The 26402-nt window shown below is 59.4% G+C and carries 24 protein-coding genes; 8 read left to right on the forward strand and 16 right to left on the reverse strand.

What is annotated here, in order from left to right:
* Positions 1-3 precede the first annotated feature (3 nt).
* The 3 genes from JZI28_RS19065 to JZI28_RS19075 are packed head-to-tail and all read left to right on the forward strand — an operon-like array spanning position 4 to position 1864.
* Positions 4-672, forward strand: a complete 669-nt coding sequence (locus JZI28_RS19065; RefSeq protein ID WP_375698623.1) for a hypothetical protein — start codon at positions 4-6, stop codon at positions 670-672.
* A gap of 14 nt (positions 673-686) precedes the next feature.
* The gene (locus tag JZI28_RS19070; RefSeq protein ID WP_375700128.1) at positions 687-974 is read left to right on the forward strand and encodes an excisionase family DNA-binding protein; all 288 of its coding nucleotides are present in this window, start codon (positions 687-689) and stop codon (positions 972-974) included.
* Positions 887-1864 carry a tyrosine-type recombinase/integrase gene (locus tag JZI28_RS19075; RefSeq protein WP_375700129.1) on the forward strand — a complete coding sequence of 326 codons (978 nt, stop codon included), beginning with the start codon at positions 887-889 and terminating at the stop codon, positions 1862-1864. The genes JZI28_RS19070 and JZI28_RS19075 overlap by 88 nt, the downstream gene beginning before the upstream one ends.
* Positions 1865-2159: 295 nt before the next feature.
* Here JZI28_RS19075 and JZI28_RS19080 read toward each other — a convergent pair whose 3' ends face one another.
* The 11 genes from JZI28_RS19080 to JZI28_RS19130 form a co-directional block, all read right to left on the reverse strand.
* Positions 2160-3332 carry an alanine racemase gene (locus tag JZI28_RS19080; RefSeq protein ID WP_375698624.1) on the reverse strand — a complete coding sequence of 391 codons (1173 nt, stop codon included), beginning with the start codon at positions 3330-3332 and terminating at the stop codon, positions 2160-2162.
* Positions 3329-4579, reverse strand: a complete 1251-nt coding sequence (locus tag JZI28_RS19085; protein ID WP_375698625.1) for a D-arabinono-1,4-lactone oxidase — start codon at positions 4577-4579, stop codon at positions 3329-3331. The genes JZI28_RS19080 and JZI28_RS19085 overlap by 4 nt, the downstream gene beginning before the upstream one ends.
* Positions 4580-4813: 234 nt before the next feature.
* Positions 4814-7264, reverse strand: a complete 2451-nt coding sequence (locus JZI28_RS19090) for an FAD-dependent oxidoreductase (protein WP_375698626.1) — start codon at positions 7262-7264, stop codon at positions 4814-4816.
* Between the two features lie 86 nt (positions 7265-7350).
* Positions 7351-8358: a GlxA family transcriptional regulator gene (locus JZI28_RS19095; RefSeq protein ID WP_375698627.1), complete on the reverse strand. Its 1008-nt coding sequence runs from the start codon at positions 8356-8358 to the stop codon at positions 7351-7353.
* A gap of 29 nt (positions 8359-8387) precedes the next feature.
* Positions 8388-9281 carry a homocysteine S-methyltransferase family protein gene (locus tag JZI28_RS19100; protein ID WP_375698628.1) on the reverse strand — a complete coding sequence of 298 codons (894 nt, stop codon included), beginning with the start codon at positions 9279-9281 and terminating at the stop codon, positions 8388-8390.
* Between the two features lie 77 nt (positions 9282-9358).
* On the reverse strand, positions 9359-11806 hold the full coding sequence (locus JZI28_RS19105; protein ID WP_375698629.1) for an FAD-dependent oxidoreductase: 2448 nt from the start codon (positions 11804-11806) through the stop codon (positions 9359-9361).
* A gap of 15 nt (positions 11807-11821) precedes the next feature.
* Positions 11822-12205 carry a GFA family protein gene (locus JZI28_RS19110; protein ID WP_375698630.1) on the reverse strand — a complete coding sequence of 128 codons (384 nt, stop codon included), beginning with the start codon at positions 12203-12205 and terminating at the stop codon, positions 11822-11824.
* Entirely contained in the window at positions 12202-12831 is a 630-nt protein-coding gene (locus JZI28_RS19115; protein ID WP_348153793.1) for a LysE family translocator, read from the reverse strand. Before JZI28_RS19115 ends, JZI28_RS19110 begins: the two co-directional genes overlap by 4 nt.
* 3 nt (positions 12832-12834) lie before the next feature.
* Positions 12835-13404, reverse strand: coding sequence for an XRE family transcriptional regulator (locus tag JZI28_RS19120; RefSeq protein WP_348153795.1), 570 nt, complete (start codon positions 13402-13404; stop codon positions 12835-12837).
* Between the two features lie 233 nt (positions 13405-13637).
* A complete protein-coding gene (locus JZI28_RS19125; RefSeq protein WP_375698631.1) occupies positions 13638-14093 on the reverse strand; it encodes a GAF domain-containing protein in 456 nt (151 codons plus the stop codon).
* Between the two features lie 96 nt (positions 14094-14189).
* Positions 14190-15362, reverse strand: a complete 1173-nt coding sequence (locus tag JZI28_RS19130; RefSeq protein ID WP_348153798.1) for an acetyl-CoA C-acyltransferase — start codon at positions 15360-15362, stop codon at positions 14190-14192.
* Between the two features lie 100 nt (positions 15363-15462).
* Between JZI28_RS19130 and JZI28_RS19135 the strand changes: the two genes are divergently transcribed.
* The 3 genes from JZI28_RS19135 (at position 15463) to JZI28_RS19145 (ending at position 18193) form a co-directional block, all read left to right on the forward strand.
* Positions 15463-15801 (forward strand): STAS domain-containing protein, encoded by a 339-nt coding sequence (locus JZI28_RS19135; protein WP_295452447.1) that lies wholly within the window; start codon positions 15463-15465, stop codon positions 15799-15801.
* Between the two features lie 43 nt (positions 15802-15844).
* A complete protein-coding gene (locus JZI28_RS19140; protein WP_375698632.1) occupies positions 15845-16282 on the forward strand; it encodes an ATP-binding protein in 438 nt (145 codons plus the stop codon).
* Positions 16283-16615: 333 nt separating this feature from the next.
* A complete protein-coding gene (locus JZI28_RS19145) occupies positions 16616-18193 on the forward strand; it encodes a gamma-glutamyltransferase family protein (protein ID WP_375698633.1) in 1578 nt (525 codons plus the stop codon).
* Between the two features lie 244 nt (positions 18194-18437).
* Here JZI28_RS19145 and hspQ read toward each other — a convergent pair whose 3' ends face one another.
* A complete protein-coding gene (gene hspQ, locus JZI28_RS19150) occupies positions 18438-18764 on the reverse strand; it encodes a heat shock protein HspQ (RefSeq protein ID WP_295452439.1) in 327 nt (108 codons plus the stop codon).
* 85 nt (positions 18765-18849) lie between these two features.
* On the opposite strand from hspQ, the gene JZI28_RS19155 reads away from it, so the two are divergent.
* Both JZI28_RS19155 and JZI28_RS19160 read left to right on the forward strand, forming a co-directional pair.
* The gene (locus tag JZI28_RS19155; RefSeq protein ID WP_375698634.1) at positions 18850-19737 is read left to right on the forward strand and encodes an AEC family transporter; all 888 of its coding nucleotides are present in this window, start codon (positions 18850-18852) and stop codon (positions 19735-19737) included.
* 60 nt (positions 19738-19797) lie between these two features.
* Positions 19798-20385, forward strand: a complete 588-nt coding sequence (locus tag JZI28_RS19160; RefSeq protein WP_348153806.1) for a lytic transglycosylase — start codon at positions 19798-19800, stop codon at positions 20383-20385.
* Between the two features lie 66 nt (positions 20386-20451).
* Here JZI28_RS19160 and JZI28_RS19165 read toward each other — a convergent pair whose 3' ends face one another.
* The 4 genes from JZI28_RS19165 to JZI28_RS19180 form a co-directional block, all read right to left on the reverse strand.
* Complete coding sequence (locus JZI28_RS19165) at positions 20452-21006, reverse strand: LysE family translocator (protein WP_375698635.1); 555 nt, start codon at positions 21004-21006, stop codon at positions 20452-20454.
* A 199-nt stretch (positions 21007-21205) separates the two neighbouring features.
* Entirely contained in the window at positions 21206-21808 is a 603-nt protein-coding gene (locus JZI28_RS19170) for an outer membrane lipoprotein carrier protein LolA (protein ID WP_295452427.1), read from the reverse strand.
* Between the two features lie 99 nt (positions 21809-21907).
* The gene (locus JZI28_RS19175) at positions 21908-25021 is read right to left on the reverse strand and encodes a DNA translocase FtsK 4TM domain-containing protein (protein WP_375698636.1); all 3114 of its coding nucleotides are present in this window, start codon (positions 25019-25021) and stop codon (positions 21908-21910) included.
* A gap of 112 nt (positions 25022-25133) precedes the next feature.
* Positions 25134-26318: an aminotransferase class I/II-fold pyridoxal phosphate-dependent enzyme gene (locus JZI28_RS19180; protein ID WP_375698637.1), complete on the reverse strand. Its 1185-nt coding sequence runs from the start codon at positions 26316-26318 to the stop codon at positions 25134-25136.
* Between the last annotated feature and the right edge of the window lie 84 nt (positions 26319-26402).

Genomic DNA, 26402 nt, shown 5'->3' on the forward strand with positions numbered 1-26402 from the left:
CCCATGAAACAGTTGAAAGTTCTGATCGGCTGCGAAACCAGCGGCGCGGTGCGCCGGGCGTTTCTCGATCGCGGCCATGACGCCTGGTCCTGTGATCTGTTGCCCGCGCAGGACCGCAGCAACCGCCACATGCAATGCGATGTGCGCGAGGTGCTGGATATGGGCTGGGATCTGCTGGCCGTGATGCACCCGCCCTGCACCCGGCTGTGCAACAGCGGCGTACGCTGGCTGCACCAGCCACCAAAGGGACGCAGCCTGGCAGAGATGTGGGCTGACCTCGATGAAGGCGCCGCGCTGTTTTCAGCCTGCTGGAATGCGCCGATCGCGCGCGTCGCGGTGGAGAACCCAGTGATGCACAAACACGCAAAACAGCGGATCGAGAACTTTCAGCCCGCCGCCCAGCATGTGCAGCCCTGGTGGTTTGGGGAGCCTGCTTTCAAGGCCACAGGGCTTTACCTGCGCGGGTTACCCAAGCTCACCCCCACCAACAAGCTGACACCGCCTGAGAAAGGCACAGAGACCCACAAACTCTGGTCTGCCATCCACCGCGCCCCACCGGGCAAACTGCGCTGGCAGATCCGCAGCAAGACATTCCCAGGCATTGCCAATGCCATGGCAGATCAGTGGGGGCGCCACGCCACCGCCCAGAAGATGAACCCCTTAAATTTGTGAGAGGCCGCAGCATGATGAAAACAGAAACCCCCTTCACCGCTGACACCCTAGCCAGACGCTGGGGGTGTTCCGGTGAAACTGTGCGCGCCATGATCCGAAATGGGCAACTACCCGCTTTTCGAGTGGGGAAAAGCTACCGAATTGCAGCCAAAACAGTGGAGAAACACGAATGCGCGACTATCGACTTGGACGCCTCAAAGGACGCTGGGTCGTCATCTGGAACGAAGATGACGGGCGCAGGCGACGTTATCGCCTTGCGGCTAACACGCGCCAGGAGGCAGAGAAAGAAGCACGCGAACTGATCCTGTTTGCACAGGCGCCTGAGAGTGGCGTCACCATCTCCCAAGCCTGGGCTGCATATCAGGAGGACATGGGAGAACGGCGACAAGCATCGAAACTAGCGCAAGTCGGCAAAAACGTTCTGCCCGTTTTCGGACACTTCGGAGCCGATCAAATCACAGTTGAGGATTGTCGTGCTTACATTGCAACACGCCGCGCCAAAGGCCGTAAAGATGGAACAATTCGCACTGAAATGAACTGCTTGCGCGCCACCGTGAAATGGGCCGAGAAACGAGGCCTGATCAACGCGGCGCCGCACATCGAACTCCCACAGATGCCGCCTCCACGCAGCCGATACCTGACCCGAGAAGAGGCAAGCGCTTTGATCTTAGCCGCAGTGGATCCACACATTCAGCTGGCAATCTTGCTCATGCTCACCACTGCAGGCCGGATAGGGGCATTGTTGGAACTAACCTGGGACCGTGTTGACCTGGAAAGCAGGGTAATCAAACTAGCCAAGGACGAGATTGGTCCGAAAAAGGGCCGTGCCACAGTTCCTATCAATGACACTCTAATAGCTGCCCTCCACACAGCACAGACAGCTTCAGTCTCTCCGTTTGTTATTGAATGGGGTGGCCGGTCGGTTGGCTCAATCAAGACCGGGTTCAATGCCGCAGTAAAACGCGCCGGGATCGAACACTGCACACCGCACGACCTGCGGCGTACCGCTGGCCGCTTTATGGTCGAGGCTGGCGTTCCAATTGAAGAGGTGGCGTCATACCTTGGGCACTCCAATCCGTCCGTAACCAGATCAACCTATGCGCAGTTTTCACCAGATTACCTACGCCGCGCGGCAGGGGCTTTAGATCTCGGATTGGTGGAAGAGGCCAGCGGTAGGGGTAAGACGGATTGACAGAGGGTATGCTCTTTGGTTCGCTGAACCTGCCTAGCTAAGAATGGGCTGCAAAACTCCAGTATTCAGGTGTTTTCAACATTGCTTTTTTGTAGCTAACCTACTGATCTGTAGCGCCCTCTACCACCTCCTAAGGGGCAGGTTGCAGGTTCGAATCCTGCCGGGGTCGCCAGTGTCTTTGGTTTTATTGAACACAGCAGCGCCACATGCAGGTCCTGCAAACACATTTCTACCCGCATCATCTTGTCCACCGGCATCATCCTGCGCGCCAAAGCTGCGTGGGGAAGGCAGCAAGCTAGTGACGTGGGCTCAGCGCGGGCCAGGTTTCGGTGATCTGGCCCTCTGACAGCACCAGGATCTCGCCGAACTCGGGGATCACCGCCTCGCTTTGGCTGGGGTGTAAAAAGGCAAAGTGATCTACCGGAGACGCCGCGAGTTGCGGGCCGGACCAGACCTCCTGATTTGAGGAGCGGCCAAAGATCCCAGAATAGCCGTAGCCATGGGGATAGACTGGCGAGGCCTTCCAATAGCCGCCATAGATGGCCAGGTTGGCGCGGCGGCGCCAGGTCAGCAGGTGGTTTAATCCGTCAAGCCCCGGCAACGGGTTGTTGGCGCGGTATTTAAGAATTGGTGTGGCGATGAACATCGCAGGCAGAAACCCACGGGTTGCGGGGCGGGTGAAATCCTGCGGCTTTACCAGCACGGACCCTAGCGAGACTTCGCTGACCCCCTGTCCCGCCCCGTAGCGATCAAAGGTGAGGCTGCCGCCGGTATTGACCAGTGGTGCAGCCCCCTGCGGCCCGGTAACCCCCCGTTTTTTCATCAGCTCCGCCGCCCCACGCAGCGCCTGTTCGACCGCTGCTATGGATCGCTTGCGCAGCGGTGCCGGCAGCTTGTCCAAATGCGGCTCATAGCCCATTACCCCCTCAAGCTGCAGCTCTGGCATTTGCTGGATCTGTGACAGCAGCGCGGCAAAGGCGGCGGGCTCAACACCGCCGCGATGCAACCCCACGTCCAGCTCTATCGCCACCCGCAGGCGGATACCGCGGGACTGGGCAAGCTCTGCATATTGCTGTGCCCGCACCACGGTATCAAGCAGCCAAATCACCTGATCCGGGGCCTTTGCCTGCTGCGTCAGAACCTCGGCAGCGGCGCCGACGGGCAGGGGTTTCCCCATGAGATGGTCCAGCGCGGGACGTTCCTGCAACAGGCTGTGCAACATGGCCGAAGAAAAGGTCATCACACCCACGGCGCCAAGCTGCTGCACCGCCAGATCCAGCATTGGCAGCGCGGCCAGCGATTTTGCCACCACCCGCAGCCCGGTACCGGGCTGTGCCCTGCTGCGGGCCAGCGCCAGGTTGGTGACAAAGCGCCCACGGTCCAGCACCAGACAGGGCAGGGTCTGGCCTGCTTGCCGCAACGCCCCATCCCAAAGCGCAAAATCTGGCAGGCTCTCTGCGCTGCTCATGGGCGAAACATCCGGGCCAGGGCGGGGGACAAAAAGCGGTCCTTGGGGTCGAGCCGGGCGCGCAGCGCGTCAAACTTGCCCAGATCAGGATAGAGATCTTCGAGATCCCGCCGCTGCAGGCTGTGCAATTTACCCCAATGGGGCCGCCCGCCAGCGCTGCGGAAAATGGCTTCGCAATCGTGAAAGAACCCGGTGTAATCCTGTCCCCCATGCATATGCACCGCCACCGAGACCCGGCGGCCATGCTGAAAGGGTGACAGCCAGGCAGTGTCTCCGGCGGTTTGGCGCACCTCAATCGGGAACCAGACATCTGGGTGGCGCCTCTCGATCAACGCGATGATGTCGCGCAATGCGGGTTCGGCAACATCCGGTGGCAGGTGATACTCCATCTCATTAAACCGCATGGCACGGGTCGAGCTGAGCACACGCCAGCTTTCGCCGACATAGTCCTCCTCCCCCTGCAGTTTCAACATCAGCGCCAAAACCCCGCGCTGCGCTTTGGGGTGCAGATGGCGCAGGGCGCTGGCGACCTTCATCACCTGCAACCCCAGCGCATCCAGATCAAGCGGGGGTTTGCTGGGCGCGGCCTCGGTAACGTCATGTGAAATCTGCACCCCCTTGCCACTATGGGGCAACAGGAAGAATTCAAAACAGCGATGCGCCGACCAGTTGCCATGCATCTGCTCCAACAGCACCTCAAAGGGCCGCACCCCAACACGGCGGCGCAGATTAAATGCAGGAACGGTATTCAGTTCAATCTCCAGCAAGATCCCCAAAAGACCAAGGCCGACCTGAACCCCCGGCAGATCCTCTGCCGCGATCTCAACCAGCTCACCGCTGCCCGAGAGCAGCCGGGCACCGGTCATTTCCGCCGCGATGCTGGGCAGATCCCGTCCGGTGCCGTGGGTGGCGGTCGACATGGCCCCGGCCAGGGTCTGGACATTGATATCTCCGAGATTGCGGAACCCCTGCCCTTTGGTCTGCAGAGCAGCTGACAGGTCATGTAGCCGGGCATTGGCATTGACCCGCGCGCGGCCCGGTGCGCTCGTCAGGACGGTGGGCGTATTTATCTGGCTCAGTTCAAGAATGCGCCCGCCCCCAGACACCAGGGGGGTAAAGGAATGCCCTGCCCCCACGGGGCGCAGAACCTTATCGGGGGCTGCCAGAACCTCCCGCAGCTGTTCAATGGTGCGCGGTGCCACAACCGCCGCCTCTGAGGTCTCACAGCCAGACCAGTTCCGCCACATCGGCCTCCCCCTTCTTATTGTTATCAGACCCGCATTTTGGCCTAGCCTAGTCTAGCCGCAGCCCCCGGTGTGCAAACAATGCTGACCATGCGTCAAGCATACCTCTCTGATGCTGACGAAAGACCACAGGACAAACACCGGTGAAACATGACCAAGGAGTGGACCACGTGGGCCAAATCACCCGGTCTGGTCGGGGCAAAGCAAAAGCCATGGCCTGCTTTGCCCGCCCTTGGGTTAGACCTTCACCCGCTCCGATTTTGGGTCATACATGGGTTTGAGCGAAGCCTCGGCCTGTACCCGCACCCCCATGACCTCAATCTCATAGCTGGAGGCCAGCACCTCCGCTGCCGTCTCCCCCTCGCAGGGCACATAGCCCATGCCAATGGCCGCCCCCAGGGTATGACCATAGTTGCCCGAACAGATATAGCCGACGATCTCCCCGTCCCGCAGGAGCGGCTCGTTGTGGTACAGCAGTGGCTCAGGATCGCTGAGTTTGAACTGCAAGAGCCGCGCTTTGGGGCCAATTTCCTTGCGCTTGAGCACCGCGTCGCGGCCAATGAAAGCCGGTTTGTCGGTTTTCACCGCAAAGCCCAGCCCCGCATCAATCACATGATCTTCGCAGGTGATGTCATGGCCAAAGTGGCGAAAGCCCTTCTCGATCCGGCAGCTGTCCATCATATGCATACCGCAAAGTTTTAGCCCCATGTCCTGACCAGCAGCGTGCAGGGTTTCAAAGGCATGGCCTGCCATGTCCGCGCTCACGTAGATTTCCCAGCCCAGCTCCCCCACATAGGTGACCCGGTGCACCCGGGCCAGCCCCATGCCCAGCTCGATCTCCTGCGCGGTGCCAAAGGGGTTCACTGCGTTTGAGAAATCATTGGGAGAGACACGCTCCAGCAGTTTGCGGGCATTTGGTCCCATCACCGCCAAGACGCCTTCGCCCGCAGTTACATCGGTGATGACCACGCGGTGATCGCCCACATGACGCCTCATCCAGGTTTCATCCGCCAGGCGGGTCGCTGCCGGAGTTACCACCAGATAGGCGGTTTCCGAAAGGCGGGTGACGGTGACGTCGGCCTCGATGCCGCCCCGCGTGTTGAGGAACTGGGTATAGACAATCTTGCCCGCAGGCACCGACAGGTTGGCGCCACACACATGGTTGAGGAACACCTCAGCATCAGGCCCTTCGACGCGCAGTTTGCCAAACGACGACATGTCATACATGCCGAGGTTTTCGCGCACGGCGCGGTGTTCGGCTGCGGCGTTTTCAAACCAGTTCTGCCGCTTCCAGCTGTACTCATACTCCGCCGTCTGGCCCGCATTGGCGAACCAGTTGGCGCGCTCCCAGCCGGCCAGTTCACCCATCACTGCGCCTTGTTCTTTCAGGTGATGATGGAACGGTGTGCGGCGCACCCCCCGCGCGGTGGCCTTTTGCCGATAGGGAAAGTGATCTGCGTAGAGCAGTCCCAGGGTCTCTTTGGAGCGTTCAAACAGGTAATGCTTGTTACCCTGAAAAGGCTGCATCCGCGAGATGTCCACATCGCCCAGATCAAAGGGTTTCTGCCCCTCATCCATCCATTGCGCCAGCGCCATGCCAGCGCCGCCAGCGGATTGAATACCGATGGAGTTAAAACCCGCCGCGACCCAGACATTGTCCATCTCGGGCGCCAGGCCCAGATGATAGGCGTCATCGGGGGTAAAGCTCTCCGGCCCGTTAAAGAAAGTGTGGATCCCGGCCTCGGCCAGCATCGGCATTCGATTGCAGGCGTTTTCCAGAATGGGTTCAAAATGGTCAAAATCTTCCGGCAGCTGGTCAAATTCAAAACTGTCGGGAATGCCTGTCATCGCCCAGGGTTTGGCATTGGGTTCAAATGCGCCCAGCAGCATCTTGCCCGCGTCTTCCTTGTAATAGGCGCATTCATCCGGCACCCGCAGCACCGGCAGCTGGGTCAGGCCCTTGATGGCCTCGGTGACGATATAGAAGTGTTCGCAGGCATGCAGCGGCACATTCACCCCCGCCATGCGACCGACCTCGTGGCCCCACATGCCAGCACAGTTCACCACCATATCGGCGGCGATATGACCCTGGTTCGCCCCATCATCGCTGATCCAGTCAACCCCGGTCACCCGGCGGCCAGTCTTTGACAGGCCAGTGACCTTGATGCGTTCCTTGATCAGGGCGCCACGCTGACGCGCCCCCTTGGCCAGCGCCAGGGCGATATTGCCCGGATCACCCTGACCGTCCTTGGGCAGCCAGACGCCGGCCTTCACGTCACCAATGTTCAGGTGTTCATATTTTGCCTTCACCTCCTGAGGTGAGATTTCTTCCACATCAACACCAAAGGCCCGCGCCATACCGGCCTGGCGGAAGATCTCTTCGCGGCGTTCCTCGGTCAGAGCAACAGTGATCGATCCACAGCGTTTAAAGCCGGTGGCGACACCGGTTTCCTGTTCCAGCCCGCCATAGAGCTCTTGGGAGTATTTGGCCAATTTGGTCATATTGGCGGTGGCACGCAGCTGGGCGATCAGACCGGCAGCATGCCAGGTGGTGCCGGAGGTGAGCTGCTTGCGCTCCAGCAGCACCACATCCGTCCAGCCCAGCTTGGTCAGATGATAGGCAACCGAGCAGCCAATAACGCCGCCCCCGATAATGACCACACGGGCCTGAGTTGGAAGTTCGCTCATGTCAGCACTCCGAAAGAACCTGAATTCCACTCAGATTATCACAGGCAGGCGTCACAAAAGGTGCCAAAAGCGCCAGTTACCCAGGGCTATTCTCCGAGGTTTTGAAAATCCGGCGGCTGATCTGTCCCCAGGCGACGACGCTTGCGCAGCACAAAGGGGGTGATTCCAAAGACCGATTTGTACAGGGTGGAAAATCCGTTCTGAAACCCACAGGCGAGGCCAATTTCGCGCACGCTCATGGTGGTGTTCAGCAGCAGGTTATTGGCCTTGTTCAGTCGCATTTCCCGGTAGAACCCATTGGGGGTGGTGGCCAGATAGGTCCTGAACTTGCGCTCCAGCGATCGGGTCGAAACCCCCAGCTCCGCCACGATCTCACCAATGGGCAGTGGCTCTTCGATATTGGCCTGCATCAGACGGATGGCATGGTCCAGATCCCGGTCGCCAGTGATCGTCGGTCTGGCCCCAGAGAAAGGCTGCAAGGAGGAATAGTCCCGCACCTGTTCGTGCAGCATGATATTGGCGACGCTGACCTGCGCGGCCGCCGAGGTGAGCCGCCCAATCAAGGCCAGCACGATATCAGTGGTGGCCCCCATTCCGGCACAGGTGATGATGGGGCCATCCTCGCTGGCCAGCGCGTGGCTGGCCTCGAACAGGCCCTGACGTTCGCGCAGCAGCGCGGCGTTTTCCCAATGGGTGGCCCCGCACCTGCCTTGATCTTTGAGATAGCGCGCGGCGGCCTCTGCCAACAAAAAGACCCGCGCCCCCCGGCTGGTGTAGCCTTGCAGCACCCGCCCCAGGGACAGCGCCGGGTGGTCCGGGTCGGTATTGCCCAGAACAAAGGCAAAATCCGCGTCGGGGCGATCAATATAGGGATCGGTATCGACCAGCAGCCCCGCCCGGCAGGACAGCTGTCCGCCCTGTGCCGAGCGAAAGCAGATCCGAAACGGCGGTTGCGCCAACACCCGGTTGGCGATGCGCAGGGTCTCTGCCACGGCGGACAGTTCTGTCAGCACAAAGCCCTCGGCCAACAGAATATCCACCGTCCAGACGCGCGGCGGGGAGGTCGGAGCGCCTGTCGCCTTTTGCTGTGTCATGTCACGCCTCCCCGTTTGCAGATCTCAGGTTAGATGATCTCGTGTCCGGCCGCGCGCAGCTGGTGGGCCAGCTCGGCAATATGGCCGGGGCCAACCTCGCAACAGCCCCCCACAATCGTGGCGCCCATGGCCACCCAGCCCATCACAAACTGCGCGTATTCAGTCGGCCCCAGATCCTGCCGCTGCTGCAACGCGTCCACCGTAGGGGCCTCTTGCAGGAACCCGTCGGTGATGCCGGTAAAGCCATTGGCATAGGCCCCAAAGGGGCGGTCAAAGCGTTTGAGGATCTCCAGCCCGGCGCCAATCACCTCGGGGCGGGAGCAGTTGATCAAAACGGCGGCGGGTTGGAATTCTGCAAGCACCGGCGCCAGGTCCTGCAAGGGCTCACCCGAGCGCAGGCGGCTGCCGTCATCGTCCTTCACCGAGACCGCCAGCCAGACCGGCTTGGAGGTTGCCCAACAGCCCATCAGGGCGCCGCGCGCCTGCGCCAGTGACGAGGCCGTTTCGATCAGGAACAGATCAGCCGTGTCCTCCGTCAGGCGCACCAGTTCCGCAAACAGCCGCGCTGCCTCTTGCAGCGGGATGTTCAGATCAGGCCGATAGCTGGCCCCAAGCGGCCCCAAGGCAGCGGCGATGCGTCCGCCCCCATAGGCATCCCGTGCGGCCTTGGCCTGTGCCATGGCAATGTCCAGCAACGTTTCAAAGCGGTCTTCCAGCCCAGCGCGCAGCAGACGATCCCGGTGCACCGTATAGGTATTGGTGGTGGCAATACTGGCCCCGGCAGCAAAATAGTCGCCATGAACCGCGCCGACCAAATCCGGCTGATCCATCATCACCGAAGCCGACCAAAGCGGCGTTGGCCGCTCCCCGGATCGTTTGACAACTTCCTGGCCAACCGAGCCATCCAACAAGGTGATCTGCATAAGCGTCTTCTCTTTTATGGCACCAGGACCAGCCTGCCGCCCCATCATTTTGGTCTTTTGTACGGCAGTATTCCCTATCAGGCACGCAGGCGAGCGTTAGTGGGATCCCACAGGGGCTGATCTTCCTGAACAATGGCGCGGCATTTCTCGCCGTAGATTTCGACCTCGACCTCGGTGCCCGGCAGGGCCAGGTCACGGCGCAGCATGCCCAGCGCGATCGAGGCATCGACGCGATAGCCATAGTCGCCACTGGTGGTCTCTCCGACAATTTCCCCATCTTTCCAGATACAGGACATATAGGGTGCATCAGCCTCGCCTGCCTCCACAATCAGCGTCACAAAGACCTTTTTTGATCCCTGCTGCAGCTCACTGCGGATCGCCGCTTTGCCGGGGAACTCCTGTGGCTTGTCGAGTTTGACAAAACGCCCCAAGCCCCCTTCGAGCAGGGTGTAATCGGTGGACAGATCGCCTTTCCAGCTGCGGTAGCCCTTTTCGATCCGCAGGGCGTTCAGCGCATACATGCCAAAGGGTTTGGCACCGCCTGTCAGCAGCGCATCATAGATCGCCGCCTGATCGGCATTGGCGCAATGCACCTCCCAGCCCAGCTCACCCGCATAGGACACCCGCGCCAAAAGGGCCGGCTGACCTGCAACCGTGGCCGTCTGGTGGGTCAACCAACCAAGAGACAGATCAGCGTCAGAGATACCGGCAAACAGGTCGCGTGATTTTGGCCCGGTGACGATCATGGTGGCAAATTCGGTGGTGCGGTCACTCAGCGTCAGCCCGGTCGGCAGTGCCTTTTTCAGCACATCAAAATCGTGCCACTGGGCCGACCCTGCGGTGATCATGGTAAAGTGATCCTCGCCGTGACGCAGACAGGACATTTCCGTCAGAATACGGCCGCGATCGTCGGAGAAATAGACCAGGTTCATTCGGCCCACCTTGGGCAGCCCGCCAGTGACCAGACCGCGCAGAAACTCAGCCGCGCCCTCCCCTTCGAGATTAAAGCGCGAAAAGCCCGGCAGGTCCAAGACGCCAACCCCGTCCCGCACCGCTTCGCACTCTTCCTTGATGCGCTGCTGCCAGGGGCCGGAGCGACCCCAGGTATGGGTGGCGGCCTCAGAGGTATCATCCCCGTCTTTGGCAAACCAATTGGCCCGTTCCCAACCGTTGTAGGCGCCCATTTGTCCGCCCAGTTGCCTGAGGTGCCCATGCACCTGGCTGACCTTTTTGTCCCGCGCAGCAGGCCATTCGTGGTGCGGGAAGTGCATGGCATATTCGTTGCCGTAAACTTCCATGCCTTTCTGGTCGCAATAGTCCTGATCGGTATAATCGGTGTAACGGCGCGGATCGACCGACCACATGTCCCATTCGGTTTGACCATCGACAATCCATTCCGCCAGAACCTTGCCGGCACCGCCGCCCTGGGCGATGCCAAAGGTAAAGACGCAGGCCTCAAAGGCGTTGTCGACACCGGGCATTGGGCCAAGCAGCGGCAGGCCATCGGGCGCATAGGGGATCGGGCCATTGATAACGCTGGAGACCCCGGAGGTTGCCATCAACGGCACCCGCGCCATGGCATCGGTAACGATATCCTCGATCCGGTCCAGATCATCCTGCCAAAGCTGGAAGGAGAAATCCTCCGGCATCTGGTCATCATCCGTCATCCAGTGACCCCGGCAGTTGGGCTCATAGGGGCCGAGGTTATAGCCGTTCTTCTCCTGGCGCAGATAGTAAGACACATCCACATCGCGGATCAGCGGTAGTTTCTTACCGGTCTGTTTGACATGGGCCTCTACCTCATCAATCTGCTCGGTCAACAGATACTGGTGCGACATCACCATCATCGGCACTGTGCGCCCACCATAGGGTTTGAAGAATTCACCGACGCGCTGGGCGTAATACCCCGCAGCATTGACCACATAGTCACATTCGATATCGCCCTTATCCGTATGAACGATCCAGGTCTTGTCTGCCTTCTGGGTGACGCCAGTGGCGGGACAAAAGCGAATGATCTTGGCCCCCATGTCGCGCGCGCCTTTGGCCAGGGCCTGGGTCACCTGCGCCGGGTCGATGTCGCCATCACTTGGATCCCACAGCACCCCTTCCAGGTCATGGGTTTCCAGGAATGGATAGTGCTCTTTGGCCTGCTCGGGCGTCCAGATCTCCATCTCGATGCCCTGATAACGGCCCATGGAACAGGCGCGCTCAAACTCCTGCATCCGCTCCTTGGAATGCGCCAGACGGATCGACCCGGTCTGGTGATAGTTCATCGGATAATCGACCTCATCTCCCAGGCGGGCATAAAGCTCAGTCGAATAGCGCTGCATGTTCATGATCGACCAGGAGGTCGAAAAGGTCGGCACATTGCCCGCCGCATGCCAGGTAGAGCCCGCCGTCAGCTCGTTCTTTTCCAAAAGCACGCAATCGCTCCAGCCCTTCTTGGCCAGATGATAAAGACCAGAGGCGCCAATCACGCCGCCGCCGATAATGACCACACGGGCCTTGGTTGGAAAATCAGACATGTTTGCTCCCCGGCCTTAGTCTTTTTGCAAAACACCATCGGCGATCTCATAGAAATCGCCCTTGTCACGCACAAAGATATGTTTCTCGATCCTCAGCCCCGTGGGCGCCTCAACAGCGCCAAGGGCAAAACTTGTGGTGTCCTCGTCATGGGCCTTCCAGAACAAGGAGGACCCACAGCGCCCACAAAAGCCCCGTTTGGCCTGTGGGCTGGCCTCAAACCAGCGCACGGGGCCAGAAATGGTCAGCGCGCTGTCCTTCACATAGGCCGAAGACCATATGCCGCCAGATTGCTTGCGACACTGGCCGCAATGGCACATCGAGGCCCCCTGTGGCTCCGCCGCAGTCTCAAACCGGATATCGCCGCACAGGCAGGATCCCCTGGTCACATGATCCGTCATCGCATCACCTCCGCTTGCGGCATACTGCTAGCGCCCAGAAGCACGCCGTAGATAATAAAACACAGGGCCAGCCCCCGGCGGATCCAGATGTTGAACACCGCCTTCAGCGCCGCCTTGCCCATCATCATCCCCAGCAGGGTAAAGCCAGTATAGCTGAGCGTGGTCAGCACCAGCGCTGTGGGCATGATCACCCCCATCTGCTGCCAGATCGGCACATCCGGCTGCACAAATTGGGAAAAGGCCGCAAGATAGCCAGCGACGCTTTTGGGGTTGATCACCGCCACCGCCAGGGCATGCAGATAGACATGGCGCGCAGGCCGCTCCACCGCTGGGGTGGGCGTGCTGGCATTGCGCCAGTTGCGCAGCCCCAAAAAGATCAAAAATGCCGCGCCTACGAGTTTGGCGACAAAAAATCCGGTTGGCGACGCGGCAATCAGGGCCGTCACTCCCAGTGCCGAGAGCACCAGAAACAACACCGCCTGTGTCAGGATCGCCAGGACCCCAAGCATCGCCTTGGAAAAGCGCAAACTCATACCATTGCTGATACAATTCACCGCATTTGGCCCCGGAGTGGTCACAAAGACCACCCAGAACACTACAAATATGGTCCAGGCCTCAAAACTCATCGCTCAGTAGACCGGCGGCGCGATAACCCAGACCGCAATGGCTGGCTCATCGTAGGGGTTGGCCCATTGGTAGGGCTGATGTTTGATGCGAAAGCTATCGCCAGGCCCAACCGTAAAGGGCTTTTGGTCAATCAAAAGGTCCAGCCGACCCGAGATCATATAGCCCACCTCTTGGGTCGGACGGTCTGCCGGTTTCTGCATCTTGGAATGGGGCCGAAACGTAGAATGCACCATTTCAAAATCATCGGTCAGATCAGGCGAAAGCAGCTCTTCGATCAGCCCCTCCTCACCCGAGCCCATGGGCCGCCGTGATCCCGCCCGAACAATATAGCCATGTTCATTTGCCGGGGCGTCCGTATGGGCAAAAAGCATCGACATTGGCACGCATAGACAACTGGCAAGTTGCCGCAGATCTGAAATCGAAGGTTCTGACAGATCCCGCTCCACCTGGCTCAGCCAACCAACAGATTTATCCAGTCTTCCCGCGATATCAGTCAACGTCAGCCCGCGCGCCTTGCGCAGGGCTCGAATATCTGCACCCAAAGTGGCCGGTTGCGGGGCTTGACTGGTCACGGCTGAGATCTCCGTCTGCAAAATGCTTGTGAAATTTTCACCTATTTTTTCACTATGTGCCGATCTGGTGAAATTTTCAAACCTTTTTTCACATCCCTCGCAGCCCCGTCGTAGCAATGGGCGCCAAAAGACGGCGCGAACAGGCGCGCGCCCTTTCGGCTTTCATCTTTCCAAAAATACCTTGGGGTGAGGCCGCAGGCCGAGGGGCAAAGCCCCTCTTGCGGGTGCCTCCCTCAAGCCCTGGCAAATACCTGCTGTAAAATCGCAGCTAATTGCTGCTGGTCGTCCAGGGTAAAGGCATTTGCCTGGTCGCTATCGATATCCAAAACCGCAATCAACTGCTCTGCCGCATTCCACACCGGCAGCACCAACTCAGACCGGGTAGAAGAGGCGCAGGCGATATGCCCGGGGAAAGCGTCGACATCCGCCACCAGCTGCGCCTCCCCACTGCGCGCCGCCGCACCGCAAACACCGCGCGAAAACGGGATTTGCAAACAGCCATGGCCGCCCTGATAGGGGCCGATCTTCAATAGATCAGGCGCGACAACGCGGTAAAACCCGGTCCAGTCAAATCGATCATCGCTGTGATGCAATTCGCAGGCAACAGTGGCCATCAGCGCCACAGTGTCATCCTCACCCTCGGTCAGAGAGGCAAGTGTCTTGGACAAGGTATTGTAATCCACAGCCATGTCACTGTCCTTTAAAAGCAAAAGAGGGGGCTCTTCTGCCCCCTCTTGCCCCTCCGGGTCAATTCATCCCCGAGGATATTTTTGTCCAAATGGCAATCAGACCACTTCGATGGCAATGGCCGTACCTTCGCCACCGCCAATGCAAATCGCCGCAACGCCGCGTTTCAACCCACGCTTTTCCAAAGCATTCAGAAGCGTCACAATGATGCGCGCGCCCGATGCGCCAATGGGATGGCCCAACGCACAGGCGCCGCCGTTCACATTCACCTTGTCACGGCTGATGCCCATTTCATGCATAAAGGCCATGGGAACCACGGCGAAGGCTTCGTTCACTTCCCAGAGATCGACATCCTCTACGGTCCAGCCAATTGAATCGAGCAGTTTTTTGGCAGCGGGAACCGGCGCGGTGGTGAACCAGCCCGGCGCCTGAGCATGGCTGGCGTGGCCCAGAACGCGGGCTCGCACGGTGAGGCCCTGGGTGGTTGCCGCCTCTTCTGAGGCCAAAACCAGAGCCGCCGCCCCATCGGAAATCGACGAAGCATTGGCCGCAGTCACGGTGCCGTCCTTGCGAAAGGCCGGTTTCAGTGTTGGGATCTTTTCGGGACGGGCATTGCCGGGCTGTTCATCAGCTGCGCTGGTGGTTTCGCCTTTCCGCGTTTTCATCGTAACACTGGCAATTTCACCCTCAAAAGCTCCGCTTTCTTGCGCAGCCAAAGCATTGGAGAGCGACTTCAGCGCATAGTCATCCTGTGCTTCACGGGTGAACTGGTAATGTTCGGCGCAGTCCTCGGCAAAGGTGCCCATCAGGCGGCCTTTGTCGTAGGCGTCCTCCAGCCCATCCAGGAACATGTGGTCAATGACCTGGCCATGCCCGATTCGCGCGCCACTACGCTGATTTGGCAGCAAATAGGGCGCATTTGTCATGCTCTCCATACCGCCAGCAACAACCGTGTCAGTTTGTCCCAGGGCGATCTGGTCATAGGCGATCATTGCCGCCTTCATGCCCGAGCCACACATCTTGTTGAGCGTGGTTGCCGGAACCTCTTCACCAAGCCCGGCGGCAAAACCTGCCTGCCGTGCGGGCGCCTGGCCCTGTCCTGCTGGCAAAACGCAGCCCATCAGCACCTCATCAACGGTCTTGGCGCCGGCCCCTTCCAGCGCCGCCTTGATGGCGACCCCGCCCAGCTCAGATGCGGGCAGGGCTTCAAAGACCCCCTGAAATCCACCCATAGGGGTGCGCGCCGCGCCGGCAATCACAACATTTTTCATCAGATATTCCTCCAATCGTCGCCAATAAACATACTGAATGCTAAGGATTGAGGTCTAGACTGGTATAAATACGTTGAGACAACTTTCCTGGGGGATCACTATGAGCCTGACAAGTACAGAGGCCAATGGTGCACAAATTGTGACTGTAAATGCGGATCGCATCGATGCAGCCATGGCAATTCAATTCAAAGAAGACATGCGGTCAGAGACCGAAAGCGGACCCGACCGCGTCATTCTGGACCTGTCACTGGTACAGTTCATCGACTCCAGCGGATTGGGCGCCATTGTCGCCGCCATGAAGCAATTGGGGCGCGACCGCCGTCTGGACCTGGCTGGGCCCACACCAATGGTAGAAAAAGTATTTCGCCTGACCCGCATGGATACAATTTTCAATCTCTACGCCTCTTTGAATGACGCTGTCAGTGCAAATAACACCTGAGTTCTGTCCAACCGACCGCATAGGGGCGGGAAGCGAGAAATGAATGGCTGAGACTTTTGCATGTTCGTTCAAAGCAACCGAACAAGGCGCCAGATCCTGTATCTCGGCGGTGATGCAACAACTGCGCGATATTGATCTGCCGGTGAACCGGGCCGGAGATGTGCAAATAGCCCTGGCAGAAGCTGTCAACAACATCGTAGAGCACGCCTATTCTGACCTCTCAGACGGCGAAATCTATATCCAATGCGATCTGTCGCCGGACGAACTGAAAATTTGCATCAGTGACACCGGCCCTCCGCTGCCCAACGGCGAGCTGCCAGTCGGCCTGCCCGCTGATATCAGCGGCCCCATGGAGACGCTGCCGGAGGGGGGATTTGGCTGGCATCTTATTCGTGCGCTAACCTGTCGCCTGCACTACGAAAGACAGGCCGACAGCAACCAGTTATCGCTGTTTTTTGATATGCAGGCCAAACAAAATTAGCTGATGAGCCATACAAGCAAGCCTCAGCTCAGATCATTGGATCACACAAGAGCGGGGCACGGGGCGAACCTGCGCCGCAAAAGCACCACATTTCCGACCCACTCTCGCCCCAGGTCTCAGGCATTGATTAACCCGTAGCTGACATAGCTTCTCCTGGCGTCGGACATCCAAGCCCCCACCGATCGTACGACGCCAGGGACAATCCTCCCCCTTAGTCCAGACGTGCCAGATTGCGCCCACGCAGGGCTGCGTATCACCCGGCGGAATCACAAAATCTCATTGTCATTTCAATCAGGGTCACTACTTTGCCGGGCAGCCTAACAGGAGTGGTCAATGCGCAACTTTCAATCTCCCGGACGTTCTGCCGTCTTTGCCCAGAACGGTCTCTGTGCAACCTCGCACCCGCTGGCAACTGGCGCTGCTATTGATGTGTTGAAACGCGGCGGAAACGCCATGGATGCCGCCATTGCCGGGGCCGTTCTTCTCGGCATATGCGAGCCACAAATGACCGGGATTGGCGGCGATTGCTTTGTGCTCTTTTCGCGCAGCGACAGCGATGAAATTCAGGCGGTGAATGGTTCGGGGCGGGCGCCGGCAGGTGCCACGGCCCAGGCACTGCGGGATCAGGGCCTGACCAGCGTCCCGTTGCAAAGCGCCGATGCCGTCACCATTCCCACCGCGATCGAGACCTTCTGCCATCTCGCGGAAACCGAAGGCAAGCTTGGCCTGGATGCCCTGCTTGCCCCCGCCATTCAGTATGCAGAAACTGGCGTCCCGGTGGCGCCACGTGTTGCCTTTGACTGGGCAAATGATGCCGCCACCCTGCAGGGCACGGCCCGCGAGGCCTACCTCTTTGATGGCAAGGCTCCGAAGGTTGGCCAGATCTTTCGTGCCCCCGGCCAGGCCGAAGTCCTGCGCCGCATCGCGCGCGATGGCCGCGATGCCTTTTACACCGGTGAAATCGCCGAAGACATGGTTGCGACACTTCAGGCCGCGGGAGGCACCCACCAGGTGGCAGATTTTTCCGCCGCCGCCTGCGACCGCGTCACCCCCGTTTCGGCCAACTACAAAGGCGTTGATCTGGTTGAGCATCCCCCCAACGGTCAGGGGGCGACCGCCTTGCTGATGCTCAATATCCTCTCACATTTTGACATCGCAGCCCTGGACCCTCTGGGCGCCCAACGCGCCCATATCGAGGCCGAAGCCGCCAAGCTGGCCTATGATGCGCGCAACCGGTTTCTGGCTGACCCGGCGCATATGCAGCGGCTCGACCATATGCTATCGCCCGAAACAGCCAGCCGGCTTGCTGCGCTTATTGACCCAAAGCGCGCCATGGCGGCTGCCGCTCCGCTTACCGAAGCCATCCACAAAGACACCATCTATATCACCGTGGTAGACAAAGATCGCATGTCAGTCTCGCTGATCTACTCGATCTTTCATGGCTTTGGCTCGGGCTTTGCCTCTGAGAAATTCGGCATCCTGCTGCAAAACCGGGGCGCCGGCTTTACCCTTCAGCAGGGGCACCCAAACGAATTGGCAGGTGGCAAGCGCCCAATGCACACAATCATCCCAGGCATGCTCCGGCATCAGGGACGGGTGATGATGCCCTTTGGGGTGATGGGTGGGGCCTATCAGCCCAATGGCCATGCCCGGTTTGTATCCAACCTGCAGGACTTTGGCATGGATGCGCAGACCGCAATTGATGCCCCCCGCAGCTTCTCCGATAACGGCGTTCTCAAAGTTGAACAGGGCTACAGCGATCAAACGCGGCAAGACCTGAGCGATCTGGGTCATAAGGTTGAAATCCCGGACACCGCCATTGGCGGCGCTCAGGCGATCAAGATCCACCCTGATGGGCTGTTGGAAGGCGGCAGCGACCCGCGCAAGGATGGCTGCGCCCTCGGCTATTGAGGCCAGCGGGCAGTTGACCAAGACGTATTGAAAAACGCGCACCCGCGCCAGACCTGGGGGTCGGTGCGGGTAAAACACCCGTGCAATTGCCAGTCGTGAAATTGCCAGTCAGAAGCCCAGCAAAACACCTGTCAGGTCGGCCTAGCGCGACCTGTATCAGAACCCGCCCGAGAAGAGGGGGGACCACAGCCGGAGCCAGGTTTCAAAACGAGTGACAGAAAAGCGGATGGTCGATCCGGGGCGTTCAGTTGAGCTGATACTGCAAGGCGTAGGCCGCCCCATCAAACTGATCAAACATCTCTGGCAAGTCCGGGTGGCTGATTGGCTCACCGGAATAATCCGCAACCAGATTCTGCTCAGAGACATAGGCCACATAGTAGGTCTGATCATTCTCTGCCAGCAGATGGTAGAACGGCTGATCCCGCACCGGACGGCTGTCTTCGGGAATGGCTTCATACCACTCTTCCGTGTTCTCGAACTCTGGATCGACGTCAAAGACCACACCGCGAAACGGGTGTTTTCGATGACGGACAACCTGTCCCAGATTATATTTTGCACGTGTTCTTAGCATTGGCAGACTGTCTCCGTGACTTGTTACTAACGTGAAACACTGGCAGATGTCCAACTCTTGAGACAAATTTTCGAGGAAACAGTCTGTGAACCTGGCCTTAACAGTGCTTGAAATTACCGCCCCCGTTTTCCTGCTCGCGGGTGTCGGTTTTGCCTGGGTGAAACTGGGATTTGAATACCGCATTCAGTTTGTCACCCGCCTGGCGATGACCCTTGCGGTCCCGGCACTCATCTTCACTGCCTTGATGAAAACCGAGCTCGACAAGTCTGCGCTTGGGGTCTTTGTTATCGCTGCCATTTTGGGCCATGTTTTGCTCGCCCTGGTGGGTTCGGTGCTGATCAAAACGGGACGCCTGAACCGACAAACCTATCTGGCACCTTTCATTTTTGGCAATACCGGCAATCTTGGCATCCCCTTGGCCCTGTTTGCATTTGGCGAGGCGGGCCTTGGCTATGCGGTGGTCATGTTGGCCGTATCGGCGGTGTTGTCCTTTACCCTCGGCCTGTCCTTGGTGGCGGGCAAGGGCGGCGGCGCCAAGGCCCTGCGCGAACCAATGGTTTGGGCCACTTTGCTGGGCGCGCTGTTTTTGTGGCAAGACTGGCAGACCCCCAAATTCTTGACCAATGCGCTGGATCTCATTGGCCAAATGGCCATCCCCTTGATGCTGATCACACTGGGCGTGGCCATCGCCCGGTTGACGCCGGGCAAAACTGGGCTGGCGGTTTTGCTGTCTCTTGCCAAGCTCATCGCCAGTGTCGCCATTGGCTGGGGGGTGGGGTGGACCTTTGGCCTGGATCAGATCGCCTTTGGCGTGTTGGTCCTGCAACTGGCCACCCCCGTCGCCGTCACCTCCTATCTGCTGGCTGAAAAATTCGGTGCTGATGCAGAAGCGGTTGCCGGGCTGGTGGTGGTCTCGACCCTGATGGCGATTGCGGCCCTGCCGCTGGTGCTGTCACTTTTGATTGATTTGTGATTTTCACGGATGGCCAAACAGGCTAGAATGACAAAAAAATATAACGAATAGGCAGAGGCAATGAGCAGAATCATCGTCGTACTCGCCCTTCTTCTGGTTGTCGCATCCTGCGGAGGTGGTCCCAATACCCCACCCCGCAATCTGGAAAACGCGTGCGCCATCATCAAGGAGCGGCCCAAATACCTGCACGCCTTTCGCGCCACCGAGCGCCGCTGGGGCGTGCCCATCCATGTGCAAATGGCCACCATCCATCAGGAAAGCGCGTTCCGTGGTAATGCCCGCACCCCCCATAAATACCTGCTGGGGGTGATCCCCATGGGGCGGCAATCCAGCGCCTATGGCTATGGCCAGGCTTTGGACGGCACCTGGGAGGATTACAAACGCGACACCGGACGGCGCCGCGCAAAACGTGACCGGATCGAGGATGCCACCGATTTTATGGGCTGGTATATGAACAAAAGCCTCGAGAAGAACAGCATCCCGCTTTATGACGCGCGCAACCAGTACCTGGCCTATCACGACGGTCACACCGGCTATGCACGCGGAACCTACAAAGCAAAAAGCTGGCTGCTGCGGGTCGCCAGCAAGGTCGAAGCCCGCTCGCAGATGTACCAGGCCCAGCTTGCCACCTGCCGTCGCGCCCGCTGATCTAGGTCACACACACCAGGCTGTCGTTCTCCGCACTGCTTAGAACGGCAGCTCGGCGCCTGAGACCTAGCGAACTTCTTTTGCCAGCTTTCCGGCAAACCCCAGAAGCAGCATCCCGGACAAAATCCGAAACCCTCGGTATCTGGACTGTGTCAGAAAGCGTTCCCGCAACACCCCCGCTAGTGCCGCATAGGTCGTCAGCGAGGCGAGGGATATCGCACAATATGTGGACACCAGCACCAGCGCCTGCGGCCCGGCTGGCGCGTCCGGCTGAATGACCTGCGGAAAGATCGCCACATAAAAAAGAACGGCCTTGGGATTGGACACGGCCAGAGTGAACGCCTCCAGAAACAATGTCCGGGTCGATACGGATGGTGGCGCGGATGCTGACTGGCCAAGGTCAAGCGTTTCGCGGACAAAAATCAGGCGCAGCCCCAAATAGGCAAGATAGAGAACCCCCGCCCAGCGAAACAGGAACCACAGCCATTCAGAGGCAAGAACAAATGCGGCGACGCCGAACGCACATGCAAAACCCGCGACAGCGAGACCGGCCGCGTTTGCAGCAATCGTCGGCAGGCATTGTTTGAAGCCAAGTTGCGCGGCCCGTCGGATCGTATTCAAGATCGCAGGACCTGGTGTTATGATGTTTGCAGCAGATATCAACGTAAATGCCAGCCAAGCTTCAAATGACATTTTTTCCTCCGTCAGAGAGATAAATCAAACACTTAAGGCGATCTAAAGAGAGCTCGGCAGACCCCATGTAGAATTTCCGCCGCAAGGCAATATCCACTCTGCCTCACCTGGCCGGTCTTTGGCGTTTCTAGGGTGAATTGCCACCGCCACCGGCGCTGAACAGGGTTGAGGGCAGGCGCATCCCGGTTTCCAGCGCACCAAGGATCACGGTGGTCTTGCCCCCGGCCCCGTCATGCACCACCCATTTGCGCAGCTCCACCGGCGCATCCGTGAACATCAGCTCCAGACTGCCGTAGTCCGGGTTTTCCGGGTCCTGCGCCTGTACCACAGTCGAGGTGCCGTCAAAGCCGTGGCCGACAACCATATTAGCCTGATCCAGATTGACCCGCTTGGCCAGGATAATCGACAGCGGAGTGCGGCGAAGTGGGAAGGTTTCGGGCGGTTGATTGGATTTGGGGTCGTGAATGCGCACCGCGCCTGCGCCGGCCACAACTGTGCCACCATCGGTCCCATCATATTCAAACCGCATCCGGCCCGGACGGTGCAGATAGAGCTTGCCGGTGGTCAGCGACCCATCATCATTGATCTGGGTAAAGCTCGCCGTGGCGGTCTTCATCTCGTTCAGATAGCCGGAAATCTCATCCAGGCTCAGCTTTTCGTCAGCCCAGGCCAAGGTCCCGGACAGCGACGCTGTGACGCCCAGCGCCAAGATACAAAGAAGTTTTTTCATATGCGTTAGATAATCCTTGGAGCGGAAAAAAAAGAGGCCGCCCCGCTTGCGGGCCGACCTCGCGGTTTCTTGATTGGGAAAGCCGATTTTCACCCAGGCTTACTGCTCCGGCACCAGGATTTCCCGTTTGCCCACGTGGTTGGCCGGAGAGACCAGCCCCTCGTCCTCCATCTGCTCCACCAGGCGCGCGGCTTTGTTATAGCCAATAGCCAGCTTGCGCTGAATATAGGAGGTCGAACATTTGCGGTCCTTGATCACGATCTGCACTGCGGAATCATAAAGCGCATCCTCGCCGGTGGTGTTGCCACCGGTATTCAGCCCCAGAACCGCGTCGATGTTTTCGGCCTTGTCATCATCCGGCCCCTCGACCACACCGCCCATATACTCCGGCGGGCCAAACTGTTTCAGGTGGTTCACCACCTCTTCGACCTCTTCATCCGACACAAAGGGCCCATGGCAGCGGGTGATTTTGGCGCCGCCCGCCATATAAAGCATGTCGCCCATGCCCAACAGCTGCTCGGCGCCCATCTCGCCCAGGATCGTACGGCTATCGATTTTCGAGGTCACCTGGAAAGAAATCCGGGTGGGGAAGTTGGCCTTGATGGTGCCGGTGATCACATCCACCGACGGGCGCTGGGTGGCCATGATCAGGTGGATACCAGAGGCCCGCGCCATCTGCGCCAGACGCTGAATGCAGGCCTCGATCTCTTTGCCGGCAACCATCATCAGATCCGCCATCTCATCGACGATGACCACGATATAGGGCAGCGCTTCGGGGGCGAATTCATCGGTCTCGAACACGGGTTCGCCGGTGTCATCGTCAAACCCGGTCTGCACGGTGCGGCTGAACATTTCGCCCTTTTCCAGGGCTTCTTTTACGCGGCCATTGTAGCCGGCGATGTTGCGCACGCCCATCTTGGACATCTTGCGGTAGCGATCTTCCATCTCACCCACCACCCATTTCAGGGCAACAACCGCCTTTTTGGGATCGGTCACAACCGGCGACAAAAGATGGGGAATGCCATCATAGACAGACAGTTCCAGCATCTTGGGGTCGATCATGATCAGGCGGCATTCATCCGGTGACAGCTTATACAGCAGCGACAGGATCATGGTGTTGATCGCCACCGATTTACCAGAGCCGGTGGTCCCCGCGATCAGCAAGTGGGGCATCTTAGCCAGATCGGCCACCATCGAGGAGCCGCCAATATCCTTGCCCAGCGCCAGCGGCAGGTTCTGCGTGCCATCGCCATAATCACGGCTCGACAGGATTTCGCGGAAGTTCACCATCTCGCGCTTTTCATTGGGCAGCTCAATGCCGATGACAGTGCGCCCAGGCACGGTAGACACCCGCGCCGACAGCGCCGACATGGATCGCGCGATATCATCGGACAGACCAATCACACGCGACGCCTTGAGACCCGGCGCGGGTTCCAGCTCATACATGGTGACAACAGGACCGGGGCGCACCGAGACGATCTCACCTTTGACGCCGTAGTCATCCAGAACCACTTCCAGCATCCGGGCATTTTCTTCCAGGGCTTCATCGCTCAGATGGTGCCGTTCGACCCCACTGGGATGGCTGAGCAACGACAGCGGCGGCAGTTCAAAGTCCGATGCACTGTCTTCAAAGGCCAGACCAGGCTGCGCCTCGGCCTTGGCCCGGGTCGAAGGCTGGACCGGCTTGCGCTGCGGCTGCTCGACCACCGCCTTGCGCGGGGTGGCAACGGGAATGTCATATTCCACCGGCTCTGGTGCCTGCTGTGCCGCAGCGGGGTTTGCGGGCGCGCCAAATTCACGGTTGATGACCCGGCCTGCGGGCAGTTCTTCTGAAACAACTCGGTCCGGCGCCAATTCAGAGGGCATCCCCATCACCGCGCTTGGCTCCATTGGCGCTGTCTCAGCTTCGGCATGGTCTGCTGTGGGCTCTGCGTACTCAGGTCCGGTATCTGCAGATCCGGTTTCAACAGGTGTCGCGTCATAGCCCTGTTCCGCCTGCAGCTCTGGGGCAGAGGGCACAAATGCCGCCATCGATGCTGTAGCGCCCGGTGCTGCGGGAATGGCGTGGGTTGCGGTCAACGGCGGCTCGGGGGGCAGGCCATTCGTGGCAGCATTGGGATTGAACAGCAAAGGCTCCGCCCGCTTGCCGCGCCCCTTGGTCAGGGGCAGATCTGCGTCATTGCTCGCAGCTGCCTGGGTGGCCGCGCGGCGAATGCGCACCGCGCTGGCGATCTTTTCCGAAATACGCGCGTCGCCCGACAGCAGGGATTCCCCAGATTGTGCATTCTCAACCAGCTCAGGTTCCGGCATCTGATCTGGGATATCGTCGGGGTCAGACCGGCGCATCAGCCCTGGCACACGGGAAAACAGGCTGGTTTTTTCGGGTTTTTCCACCACAAAATCATCGTCACCGATCCCCGCCTCAGCATCACCGCCCTGGGGATAGCTCTCAAACATCTGCGCGTCAGTGTCCTCGGCGATCCAGGCCTCTTCTTCGGCCTGCAATTTGGCGGCACGCCGCTGTTCGCGCAGGGTCATCGCAGCCCGAAAACCGCTGGTAGCGCCGCGCCCCAGCAGGCTGGCAATGCCACCGTAGATCAGCACAAAGCCCAAGGTCAGATAGCGGCCGGCGCGGTTGATCTCCTCGCGGCTGAACCCAGCCACAAAGGCGCCAAGGGACAACATGCCAATGGCCATCAGCAGCGACATCAATTTCACCGCAAAATGCGAACTCACCGGCAAAAGCGTCAGCAAGGCCCCCATCACGGTATCGCCAAACAGCCCACCCAGCCCAAAGCTATGGGTGGTTTTCCAATCGGCGTCCGGCACCAGCGTCGCCGCATAGATCGAGGCCACCGCCAACAAAACCGGCGCAAAGATCATCCGGCCAAGCACGCGCTCTTCGCCACTGTGGAACAAAAAACGCAGCCCCCAGGCCAGTGGCGTCAGCGCCAGGCTCCAGGCGGCCCAGCCCACAATCAGGAACAGCGGTGCTGCAATCGAGGCCCCAGGGCGGCCCATCCAATTCTGCACCGGCGCATCGGTAGAGACCATCCAGTTGGGATCATCCGGGGTGTAGGAACCAACCATTGCAGCCACAAGCAAGCCAAGCGCGATCAGAAAAATTCCAATCAGCTCCTTGCCACGCTTTTCGATCGCCGCCTGCATCGAACTGTCAAGCAGGGGGTCCCTGCTGCGGGTTTGAAATGCCATGCCTACCTCGGTTCATTGTTGCCGATGTGCCCTGAATTGTACCACAGGATCGGATCATCGGTTTGTCTTTTGTATTGGCGATGCCCCCGCTCCGGCAGACAATCGCAGTCATTCAGTCGTCGTAGAGACAGCGCCGCAGCTTACTCAGCGCCTCCCGTGTCACCTCAGGCGCGGCCACCAGCGCCACCCGGATATAGCCTTTACCGGGGTTTTCGTCACCACTGCCCTGGGCCAGATAGGCCCCCGGCAAGACCCGCACGCCAGTCTGCTGCCACAGCTTCAGCGCGGCGTCTTCTCCATCCGCAACCGGCAGCCACAGGAAAAACCCGGCATGGGGAGAGACGTACCCTTCCAACCCGGCAAAGACCTCATCTGCAATGGCGTATTTCTCAACATAAAGCGCCCGGTTTTCCACCACATGGGCCTCATCCGCCCAGACCTTTGCCGCGGCAGCCTGCAACGGTCCCGGCAGTGGTGCCCCGGAATAGGCCCGCAGCTGCTTGATCCGTTTGATATTCTCCGGCCCGCTGGCAATCAACCCCGACCGCAGCCCCGGCAGGTTTGAACGTTTGGAAAGCGAATTGAACAGTACCACCCGCTCGGGATCCGCGCCCATTTCCTGCGCCACGGTCAGCGCCCCAAGCGGCGGCGTATCGCGGTAAATCTCGCTGTAGCATTCATCGGCGAAAATACAGAAATCATGTTTTTCGGCCAGGGCGATCAGCCGCTGCCAATAGGCGCGATCCGCCACCGCGCCCTGGGGGTTGGCGGGAGAGCAAATATAGGCAATCGCGGTGCGCTGCAGCAGCTCAACCGGCAGGCTCTCATAATCTGGCAGATGGCCTGTCGCAGCCGTGGCCGACAGGAACACAGGTTCAGCCGCGACTGACAGGCTGGCCACCATATAGACCTGATAAAACGGGTTCGGGATCAAGATCGCCGGTGTTTCGCCATTCTTTGTCTCAGGACACAGCGCCATGGCAGCATTATACAGCCCCTCGCGGGTGCCATTCAGCGCCATGATCTGCGTCGCCGGGTCCATGGCCACGCCGTAGCGGTTGGAAATCCAGCCCGCCATCGCGCCACGCAGGTCATCCGAACCATCGTTGGGCGGATAGCTGTTAAAACCAGCGGCGTTTTCAACGATGACATCCGTCACCCACTGGGGAAATTGGTGTTTCGGCTCGCCAATGGTCATATGCACCACATCGCCGCCAGGCGCGTGATGGTCCAAAAGCGCCCGCAGACGCGGAAACGCATAGGCTGGCAGGTTCGCAAACCGGTCAGGGAAATTCATAGCTGTGCCTCGAATTCGGGATCATTCGCGCCCCGTTTGCAGTCAAATTACAGAGCAAGAGCCAATGCGTCCAGCCGCAGGATG

Source organism: Pseudophaeobacter sp. TrK17 (genome assembly GCF_042192375.1).
Classification (GTDB): Bacteria; Pseudomonadota; Alphaproteobacteria; order Rhodobacterales; family Rhodobacteraceae; genus Pseudophaeobacter.

Bases quoted from the DNA above. Each gene is read 5' to 3' on its own strand.
- JZI28_RS19065 (WP_375698623.1), top strand. From the start codon at position 4: ATGAAACAGTTGAAAGTTCTGATCGGCTGCGAAACCAGCGGCGCGGTG.
- JZI28_RS19070 (WP_375700128.1), top strand. From the start codon at position 687: ATGAAAACAGAAACCCCCTTCACCGCTGACACCCTAGCCAGACGCTGG.
- JZI28_RS19080 (WP_375698624.1), bottom strand. From the start codon at position 3,332: ATGAGCAGCGCAGAGAGCCTGCCAGATTTTGCGCTTTGGGATGGGGCG.
- JZI28_RS19085 (WP_375698625.1), bottom strand. From the start codon at position 4,579: ATGTGGCGGAACTGGTCTGGCTGTGAGACCTCAGAGGCGGCGGTTGTG.
- JZI28_RS19090 (WP_375698626.1), bottom strand. From the start codon at position 7,264: ATGAGCGAACTTCCAACTCAGGCCCGTGTGGTCATTATCGGGGGCGGC.
- JZI28_RS19095 (WP_375698627.1), bottom strand. From the start codon at position 8,358: ATGACACAGCAAAAGGCGACAGGCGCTCCGACCTCCCCGCCGCGCGTC.
- JZI28_RS19100 (WP_375698628.1), bottom strand. From the start codon at position 9,281: ATGCAGATCACCTTGTTGGATGGCTCGGTTGGCCAGGAAGTTGTCAAA.
- JZI28_RS19105 (WP_375698629.1), bottom strand. From the start codon at position 11,806: ATGTCTGATTTTCCAACCAAGGCCCGTGTGGTCATTATCGGCGGCGGC.
- JZI28_RS19110 (WP_375698630.1), bottom strand. From the start codon at position 12,205: ATGACGGATCATGTGACCAGGGGATCCTGCCTGTGCGGCGATATCCGG.
- JZI28_RS19115 (WP_348153793.1), bottom strand. From the start codon at position 12,831: ATGAGTTTTGAGGCCTGGACCATATTTGTAGTGTTCTGGGTGGTCTTT.
- JZI28_RS19125 (WP_375698631.1), bottom strand. From the start codon at position 14,093: ATGGCTGTGGATTACAATACCTTGTCCAAGACACTTGCCTCTCTGACC.
- JZI28_RS19130 (WP_348153798.1), bottom strand. From the start codon at position 15,362: ATGAAAAATGTTGTGATTGCCGGCGCGGCGCGCACCCCTATGGGTGGA.
- JZI28_RS19135 (WP_295452447.1), top strand. From the start codon at position 15,463: ATGAGCCTGACAAGTACAGAGGCCAATGGTGCACAAATTGTGACTGTA.
- JZI28_RS19140 (WP_375698632.1), top strand. From the start codon at position 15,845: ATGGCTGAGACTTTTGCATGTTCGTTCAAAGCAACCGAACAAGGCGCC.
- JZI28_RS19145 (WP_375698633.1), top strand. From the start codon at position 16,616: ATGCGCAACTTTCAATCTCCCGGACGTTCTGCCGTCTTTGCCCAGAAC.
- hspQ (WP_295452439.1), bottom strand. From the start codon at position 18,764: ATGCTAAGAACACGTGCAAAATATAATCTGGGACAGGTTGTCCGTCAT.
- JZI28_RS19160 (WP_348153806.1), top strand. From the start codon at position 19,798: ATGAGCAGAATCATCGTCGTACTCGCCCTTCTTCTGGTTGTCGCATCC.
- JZI28_RS19170 (WP_295452427.1), bottom strand. From the start codon at position 21,808: ATGAAAAAACTTCTTTGTATCTTGGCGCTGGGCGTCACAGCGTCGCTG.
- JZI28_RS19175 (WP_375698636.1), bottom strand. From the start codon at position 25,021: ATGGCATTTCAAACCCGCAGCAGGGACCCCCTGCTTGACAGTTCGATG.
- JZI28_RS19180 (WP_375698637.1), bottom strand. From the start codon at position 26,318: ATGAATTTCCCTGACCGGTTTGCGAACCTGCCAGCCTATGCGTTTCCG.